This is a genomic window from Streptomyces sp. NBC_00654 (assembly GCF_026341775.1).
Lineage (GTDB): Bacteria > Actinomycetota > Actinomycetes > Streptomycetales > Streptomycetaceae > Streptomyces.
Genome location: NZ_JAPEOB010000001.1, coordinates 189,980 through 206,176 on the forward strand (window position 1 = coordinate 189,980; position 16,197 = coordinate 206,176).

Annotated in this window: 10 protein-coding genes; 7 read left to right on the top strand and 3 right to left on the bottom strand. The window is 68.7% G+C overall.

The features are described 5' to 3' along the window. Nucleotides 1-12: 12 nt before the first annotated feature. Both OHA98_RS00885 and OHA98_RS00890 read right to left on the bottom strand, forming a co-directional pair. Nucleotides 13-1,527: a glycosyltransferase family 87 protein gene (locus OHA98_RS00885; protein ID WP_266922165.1), complete on the bottom strand. Its 1,515-nt coding sequence runs from the start codon at nucleotides 1,525-1,527 to the stop codon at nucleotides 13-15. Between the two features lie 141 nt (nucleotides 1,528-1,668). Then, entirely contained in the window at nucleotides 1,669-4,044 is a 2,376-nt protein-coding gene (locus OHA98_RS00890) for a transglycosylase domain-containing protein (protein ID WP_266922166.1), read from the bottom strand. Nucleotides 4,045-4,068: 24 nt separating this feature from the next. Between OHA98_RS00890 and OHA98_RS00895 the strand changes: the two genes are divergently transcribed. From OHA98_RS00895 to OHA98_RS00910, 4 genes are all read left to right on the top strand, one after another. Beyond that, nucleotides 4,069-4,305 (top strand): hypothetical protein, encoded by a 237-nt coding sequence (locus OHA98_RS00895; protein ID WP_266922167.1) that lies wholly within the window; start codon nucleotides 4,069-4,071, stop codon nucleotides 4,303-4,305. 508 nt (nucleotides 4,306-4,813) lie between these two features. Continuing rightward, entirely contained in the window at nucleotides 4,814-5,521 is a 708-nt protein-coding gene (locus OHA98_RS00900) for a PadR family transcriptional regulator (RefSeq protein ID WP_266922168.1), read from the top strand. 68 nt (nucleotides 5,522-5,589) lie between these two features. Further along, a complete protein-coding gene (locus tag OHA98_RS00905) occupies nucleotides 5,590-6,672 on the top strand; it encodes an inositol-3-phosphate synthase (RefSeq protein ID WP_266922169.1) in 1,083 nt (360 codons plus the stop codon). A 123-nt stretch (nucleotides 6,673-6,795) separates the two neighbouring features. Beyond that, a complete protein-coding gene (locus OHA98_RS00910) occupies nucleotides 6,796-8,064 on the top strand; it encodes an MFS transporter (protein WP_266922170.1) in 1,269 nt (422 codons plus the stop codon). Between the two features lie 173 nt (nucleotides 8,065-8,237). Here OHA98_RS00910 and OHA98_RS00915 read toward each other — a convergent pair whose 3' ends face one another. Then, entirely contained in the window at nucleotides 8,238-9,680 is a 1,443-nt protein-coding gene (locus OHA98_RS00915) for a CCA tRNA nucleotidyltransferase (protein WP_266922171.1), read from the bottom strand. Nucleotides 9,681-9,862: 182 nt separating this feature from the next. Here OHA98_RS00915 and OHA98_RS00920 point away from each other — a divergent pair, with 182 nt between their 5' ends. The 3 genes from OHA98_RS00920 to OHA98_RS00930 all read left to right on the top strand — a co-directional run bounded on the left by OHA98_RS00920 (nucleotide 9,863) and on the right by OHA98_RS00930 (nucleotide 16,187). Then, complete coding sequence (locus OHA98_RS00920; protein WP_266922172.1) at nucleotides 9,863-12,148, top strand: DUF6049 family protein; 2,286 nt, start codon at nucleotides 9,863-9,865, stop codon at nucleotides 12,146-12,148. A gap of 49 nt (nucleotides 12,149-12,197) precedes the next feature. Then, nucleotides 12,198-14,357, top strand: coding sequence for a murein biosynthesis integral membrane protein MurJ (gene murJ, locus OHA98_RS00925; protein WP_266922173.1), 2,160 nt, complete (start codon nucleotides 12,198-12,200; stop codon nucleotides 14,355-14,357). A gap of 129 nt (nucleotides 14,358-14,486) precedes the next feature. Then, nucleotides 14,487-16,187 (top strand): protein kinase family protein, encoded by a 1,701-nt coding sequence (locus OHA98_RS00930; RefSeq protein ID WP_266922174.1) that lies wholly within the window; start codon nucleotides 14,487-14,489, stop codon nucleotides 16,185-16,187. Nucleotides 16,188-16,197 lie beyond the last annotated feature (10 nt).

The window sequence follows — 16,197 nt, forward strand, 5'->3', positions numbered from 1 at the left end:
CCCGGCCGCAGGTCAGTCGGCGGCGGTCCGGCCGCTCGCCGTGCCCCACTCCACCCGCGGCCCCTCGACCGCGGACGCCGCGTGCCGGGACGGATGCACCGCCGGCCCCAGGACGAACGCGTCCGGCGCCCCGTCGAGGACCCCGCCCGAGGGATCGTCCGACCCGTCGCTCCGTACCCCGTCCCGCTCGGGCAGCAGGATGTCCCGTACGACCACGGCACAGAGGTACAGCGTTCCCAGCAGGTGCAGGACGATCGCGAGCTGATAGCCGTCCTGCGGCAGCCCCTGGTGCTTGTCGCCACTGGTCGTGTACGCGAGGTACAGCCAGATCCCCATGAAGTACATGACCTCGCAGGCCTGCCAGACGAGGAAGTCGCGCCAGCGCGGCCTGGCCAGCACCGCCAGCGGGATCAGCCAGAGCACGTACTGCGGCGAGTAGACCTTGTTCGTCAGGACGAACGCGGCCACCACCAGGAACGCGAGCTGGGCGAACCGGGGCCTGCGCGGGGCCATCAGCGCCAGTCCGGCGATCCCCGCGCAGCACACGGCCATCAGCAGCACCGACGCCGTGTTCACCGTGCTGACGTCGATGGTCTTCCCCGTGCGCTGCGTGATGATCAGCCAGAACGAGCCGAAGTCGATCGGCCGTTCCTGGCTGAAGGTGTAGAACTTCTTCCACCCCTCGGGGGCGAACAGCATCACCGGCAGGTTGACCGCCAGCCAGGCCGCCGCCGCGCCGATGGCCGCCTGCCCGAACTCCCGCCATCTGCCCGCCCGCCAGCACAGCACGAGGAGCGGGCCGAGCAGCAGGACGGGATAGAGCTTGGCGGCCGTCGCCAGGCCGATGAGGACGCCGAAAGCGATCACCCGCCCCCGGGACCACATGAGCATCGCCGCGGCCGTCAGAGCGACGGCCAGCAGGTCCCAGTTGATCGTCGCGGTGAGCGCGAACGCGGGGGCGAGCGCGACCAGCAGTCCGTCCCAGGGGCGCCGCCGGTGCGTACGGGAGGTGCACACCGCGATGACCACGGCGCAGATCATCAGCATGCCCGCGTTGACCATCCAGAACATCTGCTCGCGCTGCTGGAGCGGGTCGCTGTCCGGTGTCAGCGTCAGCCACCCGGCGACCTGCATGAACAACCCGGTCAGAACGGGGTATTCGAGGTACTGCATGTCACCGCCGATCTCGTCGAAGTACGGCACGAGACCGTCGGCGAATCCGCGCCCCAGGAAGAGATGCGGGATGTCGGAGTAGCAGGCGTGCGTGTACTGCGAGGTGGCGCCCTTGAACCAGGCCCACTCGTAGCAGGGGATCTTCTGCACCATGCCGAGCGCGAACATCCCGATCGCCACCAGAGCGATGACCCGCACGGGCGTCAGCGGACCGTCGCCGAGCCGTGCCCAGCGGCCCACCCGCCCGCCGATCAGCTCGCTGCCCGCTGCGGCGACCTCGTCCTGGCGCGTGGGCCGTACGACGGGCCGCTCCTGGTGCACGCTCGTGTCTTCTGCGCTTGGCATGCCGCACATCCTGCCGTACGGGGCTGTGGGCGGGGCGTGGCCGGGCCGGGGACACGGCGAGGGCCGCCGCACCGGGTGTGGTGCGGCGGCCCTCGTCGGCCCGTGGAGTCCGGGGTGGTGGGGTTCCGGGCGGGCTGCCCGGTGGAGTGGCTAGCCCCCGCCGCCCCAGAGAGTTCCGGTGTTGCCGTTTCCGCCGTTCCCGTTCCCGCCGCTCCCGTCGGCACCGTCCGTGGTGCCCTGGTTGGCTCCGGAGTTGGCGGCTCCGTCGGTGGCTCCCGTGTCGGAGCCGCCGTCGGCACCGGCGTTGTTCCCACCGCCGTCCGCACCGGTGTTGGCACCGCCGCCGTTGTTGTTGCACTGCCAGTCGAGCGGGTTACAGGTGTTGGTCGGTGTGGGCGACGCCGTGGAGGGGTCGGGCGACGGCGTCGGGGGTGCCTCGCTGGAGGGGGTGTCCGAGGGGGTCGGGCTGGGCGTCGGGGTCGGGCTGACCGCACCACCGCCGTACAGCGTGTCACCCAGGGGCTGCGGTTCGGGGAAGCGCACGACCTTCTTCCCCTTCATCGCACCGGCCATGTAGTCGTGCCAGATCGACGCGGGGAACGAGGCACCGTGGATCTTCTTCTCGCCACCCGTGCCGAACATCTTCAGGAACTCGCGGTCCTTGTTCTTCTCGTCGTCGTCCAGCCGGAACATGCTGATCGCGGTCGAGATCTGCGGGGTGTAGCCGACGAACCAGGCCGACTTGTTGCCGTCCGTCGTACCGGTCTTGCCCGCGACATCACGGCCGGGGAGCTGGGCGGGCGTACCCGTTCCGTTCTCCACGACGTTCTTCAGGACGTCCGTGACGTTGTCCGCAATGACGGGGTCGAAGGCACGCTTGGGCTTCTTCTGGTGCCGGTAGATGACGTTGCCCTTCTTCTTCACCTCGGTCACCGAGAACGGTTCGTTCTGCTGACCACTGGTGGCGAAGGTGGCGTAGGCGCTGGCCATCCGGATGGCGCTGGGCGAGGACGTACCGATGGAGAACGACGGAACGGTCGCGTTCGCCATGTAGTCGTCGTCACGCAGTCCCGCGGCGACGGCGACGTCCTTCACCTTGTCCGTCCCGACATCCATGCCGAGCTGCACATAGGGGGAGTTCGCCGACTCCTGCATGGCGTACCGCAGGTCGATGTCGCCGTAGTCGTGGTTGCCGTCGTTGGTCTGGAGCCAGCTGTTGTCGTTCTCGTCCTTCCAGACCTCGCCGTTGTAGTTCTTGATCTCCAGCTTGTCGTCACCGTTGTAGACGCTCTTCGGCGACACCAGGGTGCGCTCCGAATCGCCCTGGTCGGCCCCCAGCGACGGGTCGCGCTTGCCGTACTGCATGGCCGCGGCCAGCACGAACGGCTTGAAGGTCGAGCCGACCTGCGCACCGGTCGGGTTGGCGTTGTTGGTGTAGTGCTCGGTGGCGTCCTGACCGCCGTACGTGGCGAGCATGGCGCCGGTCTTCGCGTCGATCGACGCCCCGCCGAACTCCACATGGGTGTCGGTCCCGGGGCGCTTCTCCGGGTCGATCTTGGCCTTGTAGACCTTCTCCACCGCGTCGCTGAGGGCCTTGACCTTGCCCTTCTCGAAGGTCGTGTGGATCTCGTAGCCGCCCAGGGCGAGGTCGTCGGCGTCGACCTTCGGGTTGCTGTTGTTGATGAAGTAATTCTTGGCGAGGTCCACGAGGTAGCCGGTCTGACCGCCCAGCTGGGCGTTCTTCTTCGGCTTCAGCGGCATCGGGAACTCGGTGTACTTGTCGCGATCCTGCTGCGACATCCGCTTGTCCTTGACCTGCTCGTTGAGGATCCACTCCCAGCGTTCCTTCGCACGCTTGGTGTTCGCCTTCGCGGAGGTCTTCTCCTTGCCGACCTCAGGGGCACCGGCCGGGTCGTAGTAGCTCGCGCCCTTGAGGAGGGTCGCCAGGAAGGCGCACTCGCTCGGGTTGAGCTTGGAGGCGTCCTTGCCGTAGTACGTACGGGCCGCCGCCTGGAGACCCGATGCGCCACGCCCGTAGTAGGAGACGTTGAGGTACCCGGCCATCACGTCTTCCTTGTTGGCCGTACCACCGACCTTGAGCGTGATGAACAGTTCCTTGACCTTGCGGCTCAGCGTCTGTTCCTGGCTCAGCATCGAGTTCTTCACATACTGCTGTGTGATCGTCGAACCGCCCTGGGTATCACCGCCCTTGGCCATGTTGAACACGGCGCGGGCGATGCCCATCGGGTCGATGCCCCGGTCGTCGTCGAACGTCTTGTTCTCGGCCGAGATGACGGCGTTCCGCATGGCCTCGGGGATCTGCCCGTAGCTGATCACCTGGCGGTTGACCTCACCTCCGGTCGCCACCATCTGCGTACCGTCGGCCCAGTAGTAGACGTTGTTCTGCGCCCTGGCCGCGTCGTTGACCTTCGGGGGGACGACCAGCGCGTACGCGATCCCGGCCGCGCCCATCAGGAGCCCGAGGAAGCTCAGGCAGACGCCGGAGACCAGCTTCCACGACGGCACCCAGCGACGGAAGCCGTCCTTCCCGTGGCGCGGGTAGTCGATGACACGCTTCTTGCCGGGGCGGCTGTCACCGCGTCCCCGGCCGCGCGGGCCCTCGTGCCCGCCCCCTCCGCCACCGCGTCGTCGGCCGCCTCCGCCGGCCCCATGGCCTGCGGAGTCCGCCTCTTCGCCGCCCCGCCGCCGGCCACCGCGCTGTGCGGCACGACGGGCCTCGGCGCGGCCCCCGTACGGGCGCTCCTCGCCATGGGGTCCGGAAGGTGACTCAGTTGTTGCTCTGCGTGACGGTGCCGCGCGGCGTCCTGTTGACTGCTGGGCGGCTCGTCTGGCCGCTGCACGCCCGCCACCTTGCGGCTCAGGCGTTTTGCGACGGTGCTCGCTCATCGAACGACTACTCCTCGGGCAGGCGAGAGCGCCTGGAAGCGGCAGTTGAGATCCGGTCCCCCCGAATTACGGACAAGCCCTGCGGAAGGCTCCCCCGCAGCGCATCCGCCAGTCCGCGATGACTGACGCCCGGTGGCGTCACTCGGTTCCCGGTGGTCTGCATGCCGCACAGACTACGCACGGTCAAAACCCACCTAGGGCCGAAGTTCACCCCAAATAACGCAAGTCGCTTCCTACGAATTGGTGATGTGACGCCGTTCACGAAGGCTCCCCTTGTCGAACCGTGCTGACCGATCTATCGTGCTGATGTATCGAGTCGATACATCAGCGCGGCATAAGTTCGCCGTAAGAGCTCCGCGGGAGCACCCGGAGAAGGGAGGAGGCGAAGGTGAGCAGACGCTCCGGCATCCTTGAATTCGCCGTCCTCGGCCTGCTCCGCGAGTCCCCGATGCACGGCTACGAGCTGCGCAAACGCCTCAACACCTCGTTGGGGATCTTCCGCGCGTTCAGCTACGGCACGCTCTATCCCTGCCTCAAGACGCTGGTCGCCAACGGCTGGTTGATCGAGGAACCGGGAAGTGCCCCGGCAGACCTTCCGCCGGCCGCCGGCCGGGCCGCGGCTCCCGCCTCGTCACTCGCGGGGCGCCGGGCCAAGATCGTCTACCGGCTGACGGCAGAAGGTAAGGAGCGCTTCGAGGAGCTGCTCTCGCACACCGGACCGGATGCCTGGGAGGACGAGCACTTCGCGGCACGCTTCGCCTTCTTCGGTCAGACGGAACGTGAAGTGCGGATGCGCGTGCTGGAAGGCCGGCGCAGCAGGCTGGAGGAGCGTCTGGAGAAGATGCGCGCCTCCCTCGCCCGGACCCGTGAACGACTCGACGACTACACACTTGAGCTGCAGCGGCACGGCATGGAGTCCGTGGAGCGCGAAGTGCGCTGGCTGAACGAGCTCATCGAGAGCGAGCGGTCGGGACGGGATCAGCGACGATCCTCGCCCGAGGGCTCCGCTCAGCAGGACACATCAGGAGAGACGGGCGGCCTGCCCCGGCACCGGGGTAACACCCCGCCGGATCCGTCCGACGACACCGCCAAGTGAAGTCCCCGCAGTTCCGCAGGACTTCATCCTTCATCGGTCATACCGAGAACACACAGGGAGCAACCGGAATGGGTTCGGTTCGCGTAGCCATCGTAGGCGTGGGCAACTGCGCCGCCTCGCTGGTGCAGGGCGTCGAGTACTACAAGGACGCAGATCCGGCCGGCAAGGTGCCCGGTCTGATGCACGTCCAGTTCGGCGAATACCACGTCAGCGACGTCGAGTTCGTCGCCGCCTTCGACGTCGACGCGAAGAAGGTCGGCCTCGACCTCGCGGACGCCATCGGCGCCAGCGAGAACAACACCATCAAGATCGCTGACGTGCCGAACACGGGCGTGACCGTTCAGCGCGGTCACACCCACGACGGTCTCGGCAAGTACTACCGCGAGACGATCGAGGAGTCCACCGAGGCGCCGGTCGACATCGTCCAGATCCTCAAGGACAAGCAGGTCGACGTCCTCGTCTGCTACCTGCCCGTCGGTTCCGAGGTCGCTGCGAAGTTCTACGCGCAGTGCGCCATCGACGCCAAGGTCGCGTTCGTCAACGCTCTCCCGGTCTTCATCGCCGGCACCAAGGAGTGGGCGGACAAGTTCACCGAGGCCGGTGTCCCGATCGTCGGCGACGACATCAAGTCCCAGGTCGGCGCCACCATCACGCACCGCGTGATGGCGAAGCTCTTCGAGGACCGGGGTGTCATCCTGGACCGCACGATGCAGCTGAACGTCGGCGGCAACATGGACTTCAAGAACATGCTTGAGCGTGAGCGCCTGGAGTCCAAGAAGATCTCCAAGACGCAGGCCGTCACCTCGCAGATCCGTGACCGTGAGCTCGGTGCGGACAACGTCCACATCGGCCCCTCGGACTACGTGGCCTGGCTGGACGACCGCAAGTGGGCGTACGTGCGCCTTGAGGGCCGCGCCTTCGGCGATGTTCCGCTGAACCTTGAGTACAAGCTCGAGGTGTGGGACTCCCCGAACTCCGCCGGTGTCATCATCGACGCCGTGCGTGCGGCGAAGATCGCCAAGGACCGCGGCATCGGTGGCCCGATCCTCTCCGCGTCCTCGTACTTCATGAAGTCCCCGCCGGTCCAGTACTTCGACGACGAGGCTCGCGAGAACGTCGAGAAGTTCATCAGCGGCGACATCGAGCGCTGAATCGGCCGGCACGGCTGACAGCCTCACCAGGGCGATGAGCGGCAACGCTCCTCCCCTTGCCGTACGTCGGGGGTCCCCGGGCAATCCGCCCGGGGACCCCCGACGTGTGTGACGCTTGCTCACATGCCTGTCGCGCGTGATCTGCGCATACTCCTGCGCCTTCGGAACTTCCGTCGCCTCCTCGCCGTGCGGCTCCTCTCCCAGTCGGCGGACGGCGTCTATCAGGTCGCCCTCGCCGCACATGTCGTCTTCTCCCCGGAGAAACAGGCCTCGGCCGCTGCGATCGCCTCGGCGATGGCTGTGCTCCTCCTCCCGTACTCCCTGGTCGGCCCGTTCGCCGGTGTGCTGCTGGACCGCTGGCCACGCCGTCAGGTCTTCCTGTACGGGAACCTGCTGCGCGCGGGCCTCGCCTGCTGCACGGCTCTGCTGATCCTCGGCTCGGTACCGGACTGGCTCTTCTACGCCTCGGCCCTCTGCGTCACCGCGGTCAACCGCTTCGTGCTGGCCGGCCTCTCCGCCGCCCTGCCCCGTGTGGTCGACGCCGACCGCCTCGTCATGGCCAACTCCCTCTCCCCGACCGCCGGTACGCTCGCGGCCACCGCGGGTGGCGGCCTCGCCTTCGTCGTACGCCTGCTGGCGGACGAGTCCGATGCCGCGGTGGTCACCCTGGGCGCGCTGCTCTATCTCCTGTCGGCACTGGCCTCGCTGAGCCTGCCCCGAAAGCTCCTGGGGCCCGACCGCGACGGGGATCCCCTGCGGCTGCGGGCGGCACTGGCCGTCACGGCCCGCGGTCTCGCCGCCGGACTGCGCCATCTGGCGGAAGGGAAGGACGCGGCCCGCGCACTGGCCGCCATGACCGCGATCCGCTTCTGCTACGGCGCCCTCACCGTGATGGTGCTGATGCTGTGCCGCTACGCGTGGTCGGACAACGAGTCCGACGGGCTCGCGCTGCTCGGCCTGGCGGTGGGGATCTCGGGCGCGGGCTTCTTCGTCGCCGCCGTTCTGACCCCCTGGGCGGTGGGGCGCCTCGGGCGGTACGGCTGGATGATCGCGTGCGCCGGGACAGCGGCCGTCCTGGAACCCGCGCTGGGACTGACCTTCGCTCCGGTGCCGATGCTGGTCGCCGCGTTCATCCTCGGAGTCGTGACGCAGGGCTCCAAGATCGCGACGGACACGGTGGTGCAGACCTCGGTGGACGACGCCTTCCGCGGCCGGGTCTTCTCGCTCTACGACGTGCTGTTCAACGTCGCGTTCGTGGGGGCTGCCGCCGCGTCGGCCCTGATGCTGCCCCCGGACGGCAGGTCGGTCACCGTGGTGGCGGGAGTGGCCGTGCTCTACGCGGCCGTCTCGGTGGCGCTGTTCCGGTGGCGGCGCACGAGCGGCAGGCCATAGCGGGACGGGCCGAGCACGGCCGGAAACGGGAGGGCCACGCGCGAGCCGGAGACGGCCGGGCGCGCGGGACACCGTGCGGACATGCCGAGGGGGCACTGTTTCACGTGAAACAGTGCCCCCTCGCCCGACGGTCCGCCGGTCATGTTTCACGTGAAACATGACCGGCGGACCGCTCAGCTCTGCGTGGCCCACCACTCCTTGAGCGCCGCCACCGCTGCCTCGTGCTCCATGGGCCCGTTCTCCAGTCGCAGCTCCAGCAGGAACGCGTAGGCCTTGCCGATCACCGGCCCGGGGCCGACGTCCAGCACCCGCATGATCTCGTTGCCGTCCAGATCCGGGCGGATGGAGTCCAGCTCCTCCTGCTCCTGCAGCAGCGCGATGCGCTCCTCCAGCCCGTCATAGGTCCGCGAGAGAGCATTCGCCTTGCGCTTGTTCCGTGTGGTGCAGTCCGACCGGGTCAGCTTGTGGAGCCGGTCCAGCAGCGGTCCGGCATCACGCACGTATCTGCGCACCGCCGAGTCGGTCCATTCGCCGTCACCGTAGCCGTGGAACCGCAGATGCAGTTCCACCAGCTTCGAGATGTCCTTGACCATGTCATTGGAGTACTTGAGCTCGGTCAGCCGCTTCTTGGTCATCTTGGCGCCCACCACTTCGTGATGGTGGAAGGAGACACGGCCGTCGCTCTCGAAGCGTCGCGTCCTCGGCTTGCCGATGTCATGAAGCAGCGCGGCGAGCCGGAGGACGAGGTCGGGGCCGTCCTCCTCCAGGTCGATGGCCTGCTCCAGGACGGTCAGGGAGTGCTCGTAGACATCCTTGTGACGGTGATGCTCGTCACTTTCCAGTCGCAGCGCGGGAAGCTCCGGCAGCACCCGGTCCGCCAGGCCCGTGTCCACCAGCAGCCCCAGCCCCTTGCGGGGATGCGCGGAGAGAAGCAGCTTGTTGAGTTCCTCACGGACCCGCTCGGCGGAGACGATCTCGATGCGTCCGGCCATTTCGGTCATGGCCGTCACGACCTCGGGCGCGACCTCGAAGTCCAGCTGCGCGGCGAACCGCGCGGCCCGCAGCATGCGCAGCGGGTCGTCGGAGAAGGACTCCTCGGGCGTACCCGGAGTACGCAGCACCCGTTCCGAGAGATCCCTGAGGCCGCCGTGCGGGTCGATGAACTCCTTCCGCGGCAGAGCCACCGCCATCGCGTTCACCGTGAAGTCCCGGCGTACGAGATCTTCCTCGATGGAGTCGCCGTAGGAGACCTCCGGCTTGCGCGAGGTCCTGTCGTACGCCTCCGACCGGTAGGTGGTGACCTCGATCTGGTAGCCGTCCTTCTGGGAGCCGACGGTGCCGAAGGCGATCCCGACCTCCCACACCGAGTCGGCCCACGGACGCACGATCCTGAGCACGTCCTCGGGGCGGGCATCGGTCGTGAAGTCCAGGTCGTTCCCGAGCCTGCCGAGCAGCGCGTCACGGACCGAGCCGCCCACCAGGGCGAGGCTGAATCCGGCCTCCTCGAATCGGCGGGCGAGGTCGTCGGCGACCGGGGACACCCGCAGCAGCTCACTCACTGCGCGGTGCTGCACCTGACTCAGGGCACTGGCGTTGTCTTCGTTGGCGTTCGGCACAACAGAAAAGGTTACGTGCATGGACCGGCCCGAGCGTCATCGTTTACCGGGACCCTGCAAGACTCTCCCGATCATGTCGCACGGTCCCCAGCACTTCGCCCCCGCGCACATCGTTACCATGCGGGGACGCAGAACCGACAACGATCGACAGCAGCTGACGACGACGAGGGACGGGTAGGCGCGTGGCCGAGGCGGCAGACTTTCAGGGGATCAGTCCCTCTCCTGCCCGCCGGTGGCTGCGGCGCACCGCCGCCGCGGCGCTCGGAGCACCGTTGCTGGCCGCTCTGCTGACCGGCCCGGCCGCGCAGGCCGCTGAACCCGGCAAGGCTCCCACCGGTTCCCGTACGGTCGACGTGTCCCTGAACACCCTCTCCCCGAACGTACCGGTGGAGGGCGACACCCTGACCATTTCCGGCACCCTGACCAACAAGGGCAAGCAAACGGTCACCGACGGCGAGGTCGGCCTGCGGGTGGGCCCCCGGCTGTCCAGCAGGGGCGAGATCGACGACGCGGCCAAGCGCACCGGTTACGTTCCCGGGGCCGACCCGGTGGAGATCGGCGGCAAGTACACGCTGAAGGTCCCCAAGCTGCGCAGCGGCATCAGCCAGGACTTCACCCTCACTGTTCCCGTCGACAAGCTCGGGCTGGACGACGAGGGTGTCTATCAGCTCGGTGTCTCGCTCTCGGGCCGGACATCCGGCAGCGGGTACGGGCAGGTCCTCGGCATCGAGCGTTCCTTCCTGCCCTGGCAGCCCGAGGACACCGACAGCAAGACCGGAATGACGTTCCTCTGGCCGCTGATCACTTCCCCGCATGTGACGGCGGAGACGGGCTCGGACGAACAGCAGACACCGGTGTTCGCGAACGACGACCTCGCCGAGGAACTGGCCCCCGGCGGGCGGCTCGAACAGATGGTGTCGCTGGGCAGCCAGCTGCCGGTGACCTGGGTCATCGACCCCGACCTGCTGGCCGGCGTCGATGCGATGACCAAGAACTACCAGGTCAAGGTCGGTGACTCCACGGTCGCGGGGAAGAACCAGGACATCGCCAAGCAGTGGCTCACCTCGCTGGAAGCCGCGGTGGCGGACGACAAGGTGATCGCCCTGCCGTTCGCCGACCCCGATCTGGCGTCCATCGCCCACCGCGGCAAGAGCGTCTCCGGCACCCTGAGCCATTTGCAGACCGCCTCCGAGGTGGCCGCGAAGACGGTGGAGACCGTCCTGCATGTGAAGCCGTCCACGGACTTCGCCTGGCCCGTGAACGGCGCCGTCGACCCGTCGATCGTCGATGTGGCCACCTCGGCAGGTGCCCACAAGGTGATCGCCCGCAGCGACAGCCTCCGGGAGACCGGCAACCTGCCGTACACGCCGACCGCGGCCCGGCCGATCGGCGGCGGCACCACTGCGGTCGTCGCCGACGCCCGGCTGTCCACCGCGTTCGACGGCGACATGTCGAAGGCGGGTGCCTCGACGCTCGCCGTCCAGAAGTTCCTCGCCCAGACACTGGCGCTGACCGAGCAGGCCCCGGAGAACGAGCGCAGCATCGTCGTGGCGCCGCAGCGGATGCCCACCGCCGCCCAGGCCCAGACGATGGCCACCGCCCTGCGGGCGCTCGGTGACGGTCACTGGACGCAGCCCCTGGACCTGGTGGCGGCGGCCGAGGTGAAGCCCGACGCACGGGCCACCACGAAGGTGCCCAAGGCCTCCAAGTACCCCAAGAAGCTCCGCGACCGCGAACTGCCCACCCAGGCGTTCCAGGACATCAGGACGACCCAGGACTCGCTCAACAGCTTCCGGGTCATCCTCACCCAGCCCGAGCGGGTCGTGACCCCCTTCGGCAACGCGATCAACCGCTCGATGTCGACGTCCTGGCGCGGCAGGCCGCTGGAAGCACAGCAGTACCGTGACTCGGTCCGCACCTATCTGCAGGGCCTCTCCAACGAGGTCACGCTCATCGAGAAGTCGGACGTCACCCTCTCCGGCCGCAGCGCGACGATCCCTGTGACAGTGCAGAACAAGCTGGTTCAGGGCGTCGACCATCTGGTCCTCAAGGTCACGTCGGACAACATCCGGCTCAAGTTCGACGACGACGGATCCGTGGCCGAGCTGCCGGTCAAGATCGCGGGCGGGCACAGCCAGTCGCTGAAGTTCGACGCGTCGGCCAACGCCAACGGCCAGGCGCGCGTCACCGCGCGGCTGTTCACCGAGGACGGAACGCCGTACGGCGAAGAGATGACGTTCACGGTGAAGGTCTCCGAAGTCACCCCCACCGTGCTGCTGGTGATCGCCGGCGGGCTGCTGCTGCTGGTCCTCGCCGGGGTCCGGATGTACACCCACCGCAAGCGCTCCGTCGCAAGCGACACGGCGGACGGCAACGGAGGCGAACCCGAGCAGCCGAGTGACCCGACCCCGGACACCGGACCGGAAAGCGGGGCCCCGTCGGATACGGGTGAGAAAGTGGACCGTTGAGCGATGTCTGTCGTGGCCGGTCGGCCGGGGACGATGAGGTGGGGTTTCGATGAACGCGCCGTACGACGGTGACCGCGGCCAGGGTGTGGGCGGAGGAGGGTATCCGGGCGGGCCACCGGTACCTCCGGGCTCCGGCCAGGACGGTCAGGTGCCGTCCGACCCGTACCTCCAGCACGCCTACGAGCACGACCCCTACCAAGCGCGGGACCTCGCCGCCCAGGACCCGGTGAACGAGGCGCTCTACGACCGCGCCTCGCACCCACCGCCGCCGCCCGGCACCTACCAGGAGCCGCAGCCGCTCTACCAGCAGCCTCCCCCGGCCCCGTACGCCCCCGACCCGCGTCTCTGGGCCCAGACCCCGCCGCCCGAGCCCGCAGGCCCCTCCCGCCACCTGCCCTACGGCGATCACGCGGCGACCACCCAGTTCGTCGGAGTGGACGCCCTGGTCACCCAGGCGTCCGACGACCGCGAGGAGCCGGACGCCTTCGCCCACCTCTTCCGTGACCAGGAAGGCACCGGAAGGCCGCCGGGTCCGCCGGAGCCCGAAGCCGCTCCGGCACCGGTACCTCCGAAGTCCGGCGGCCGCGCCTCCAGTCTGCTGAAGTCCAGCGCGCTGATGGCGGCCGGCACCCTCGTCTCCCGGCTCACCGGCTTCGTCCGCAGCCTGGTCATCACCGCCGCGCTGGGCGCCGCGATCCTCGGCGACAGCTTCACCATCGCGTACACCCTGCCGACGATGATCTACATCCTCACCGTGGGCGGCGGCCTCAACTCGGTCTTCGTACCCCAGCTCGTCCGCTCCATGAAGGACGACGAGGACGGCGGCGAGGCCTACGCCAACAGGCTGCTGACACTGGTGATGGTCGCGCTCGGCCTGATCGTCGCCGTAGCGGTCTTCGCCGCGCCGCTGCTGATCCATCTCATGTCGAGCACGATCGCGAACGACGCGGCGGCCGACAGTGTGGCCGTCACCTTCGCCCGGTACTGCCTGCCGACCATCTTCTTCATGGGCGTGCACGTGGTGATGGGGCAGATCCTCAACGCCCGCGGAAAGTTCGGCGCGATGATGTGGACCCCGGTCCTCAACAACATCGTCATGATCTTCACGTTCGGTCTGTTCATCTGGGTCTACGGCACCTCCGCCGAGTCCCGGATGGGGGTGGACACGATCCCGCCGGAGGGCGTGCGCCTGCTGGGTATCGGCACCCTGCTCGGACTGGTCGTCCAGGCCCTCGCGATGATCCCGTATCTGCGCGAGGCGGGGTTCCGCTTCCGCCCGCGCTTCGACTGGAAGGGCCACGGCCTCGGCAAGACGATCAAGCTGGCCAAGTGGACCGTCCTGTTCGTCCTGGCCAACCAGGCGGGTGTGCTCGTCGTCACCCAGCTCGCGACCGCGGCCGGCAAGCTCGCCGGCAAGGACGGCACGGGCTTCCTCGCCTACTCCAACGCCCAGCTGATCTGGGGCATGCCGCAGGCCATCATCACCGTCTCCGTCATGGCCGCGCTGCTGCCCCGCATCTCCCGGGCCGCCCACGACAACGACCCCGGTGCCGTCCGCGACGACATCTCGCAGGGGCTGCGCAACTCCGCGGTCGCCATCGTGCCGGTCGCCTTCACCTTCCTCGCGCTCGGGCTGCCGATGTGCACCCTGCTGTACGCCTCCAGCGGCACCGAGGCGGCACGGTCCATGGGCTTCATCCTGATGGCCTTCGGTCTCGGCCTCATCCCGTACTCCGTGCAGTACGTCGTGCTGCGCGGGTTCTACGCCTACGAGGACACCCGCACCCCCTTCTACAACACGGTCATCGTCGCCGCGGTCAACGCCGCTGCCTCCGCGCTGTGCTACGTCGTGCTTCCCGCCCGGTGGGCGGTCGTGGGCATGGCCGCCTCGTACGGGCTGGCCTACGCGGTGGGAGTGGGTATCGCCTGGCGACGGCTGCGCGACCGGCTGGGCGGCGATCTGGACGGTGCCCATGTGGTGCGTACGTACGCCCGGCTCTGCCTGGCGGCCATCCCCGCCGCGATCATCGGCGGCGGCGTGGGCTTCGCCCTTCTGGAGTTCCTCGGCGACGGGGCTCTCGGCTCGCTCGTCTCGCTGATCTGCGGCGGCATCCTCCTCCTGGGCGTCTTCTTCACAGCGGCCAAGAAGATGCGCATCGAAGAGGTCAACGGCCTGATGGGTATGGTCCGGGGACGGCTCGGACGCTGAAGACACGCCCGACCGCACAACCATCGCCGGACTCCGCGTGTCGTGCATAGCGCCGGAGTGTGGGCACAATTGGCGTGACTGTGCAGAGCTGGCTGGCATCGCGCAACGGATGGGGAGGCAGGAACGACGGTGGCGGAACGTAGCACGGCTGCCGTCGACGTGGCCGACAACAGCGGCGACGAGCCGCTGACCGCCAAGGCGGACGAGGCCACGACCGACGGGACGGCGGAAGCCAAGGAAACAGCGGGCGAAGGCCCCAACGACGCGGACGGTGAGCGGGACAGCTCCGATGCCGTCCCGGCGACGCCCGATCTGCACAGCGGTCACAAACTCGCCAGACGCTACCGCCTCGAGGAGTGCGTCACCCGTCTGGACGGATTCAGCAGCTGGCGTGCTGTCGACGAGAAGCTTCGCCGCGCGGTGGGCGTTCACCTGCTCCCCGCCGACCACCCGCGCGCCCGCTCGGTGCTGGCCGCGGCCCGGTCCTCCGCCCTGCTCGGCGACCCGCGCTTCGTGCAGGTCCTCGACGCGGTCGAGGAGGACGATCTCGTCTACGTCGTCCACGAATGGCTCCCGGACGCCACCGAGCTCACCGCTCTGCTGGCCGCCGGACCGATGGACGCCCACGACGCCTACCAGCTCGTCAGCCAGATCTCCCAGGCCATGGCGGCCGCCCACCGCGAGGGGCTGGCCCACCTCCGGCTCACGCCCGGCGCCGTCCTGCGCAGCTCCACCGGGCAGTACCGCATCCGCGGGCTCGCCGTGAACGCCGCACTGCGCGGCATCACCGCCGAGCGCCCCCTGCGTACGGACACCGAAGCGATCGGCGCCCTGCTGTACGCCGCGCTGACCCAGCGCTGGCCGTACGAGAGCGACGCCTACGGCCTCTCCGGGCTGCCCAAGGGCATGGGGCTGATCGCTCCGGACCAGGTGCGGGCCGGCGTCCACCGCGGTCTCTCCGAGCTCGCCATGCGCGCGCTCGCCAACGACGGCGCCACGGCCTCCCGGCAGGAACCGCCGTGCACCACTCCCGACGAGCTGGCCAAGGCCGTCGCGGCGATGCCGCGCATCCTGCCGCCCGAGCCCACCTTCACCGCCCCGCCCTCGTACCAGCGCACCACCTACCAGCAGGGCACCTACGGACGCCCGTCGGCCCGTCCCGCCTCGGCGACCCAGCCCGTGATGGCGGCACCGCCCGCCCCGCTCCAGAGCCGCACCGGGAAGGCCCTCAAGTGGGCCGTGTCCGCCCTGCTCATCGCTGCCCTGGGGCTCGGCAGCTGGCAGCTCGCCGAAACGCTCCTCAACCACAAGAACGACAGCACGGACCCCGGCACCACGCAGACCACCCCGGACGTCAACAACGACAAGAACACCATCAAGGGCGGCAAACCCCTCACCATCGCCGGAGCACGGGACTACGACCCGCTCGGCGTGGACGGCTCCGAGAAGCCGGGGTCGATAAAGAACGCCCACGACGGGGACCCCAACACCTTCTGGAACACCGACGGCTACTACAGCGCCGACTTCGGCCGGCTCAAGGAGGGCGTCGGCGTCGTTCTCGACCTCGGCAAGGTCCAGCAGGTCGGCTCCGTCGACGTCTCCTTCCTCGGTGGCACCACATCGGTCGAGCTGCGCACCACGAAGGACCCGTCCGTCCCCGCACTGCCCGGCGGCTTCACCAAAATCGCCGAAGGATCCGGAACAAAGGTGTCCCTCAAGCCCGGCAAGCCCGTGCAGGCACGGTACGTTCTGGTCTGGCTGACCAATCTGCCGCTGAGCGACGACGGGAACTACCGGGGCAAGGTCGCGGACATCAAGATCACCAGCTGACGGCACCAGG

Excerpts from the sequence above, each read along its gene's own strand:
- OHA98_RS00885 (WP_266922165.1), bottom strand. The coding sequence starts at position 1,527 with ATGTGCGGCATGCCAAGCGCAGAAGACACGAGCGTGCACCAGGAGCGG.
- OHA98_RS00905 (WP_266922169.1), top strand. The coding sequence starts at position 5,590 with ATGGGTTCGGTTCGCGTAGCCATCGTAGGCGTGGGCAACTGCGCCGCC.
- OHA98_RS00910 (WP_266922170.1), top strand. The coding sequence starts at position 6,796 with ATGCCTGTCGCGCGTGATCTGCGCATACTCCTGCGCCTTCGGAACTTC.
- murJ (WP_266922173.1), top strand. The coding sequence starts at position 12,198 with ATGAACGCGCCGTACGACGGTGACCGCGGCCAGGGTGTGGGCGGAGGA.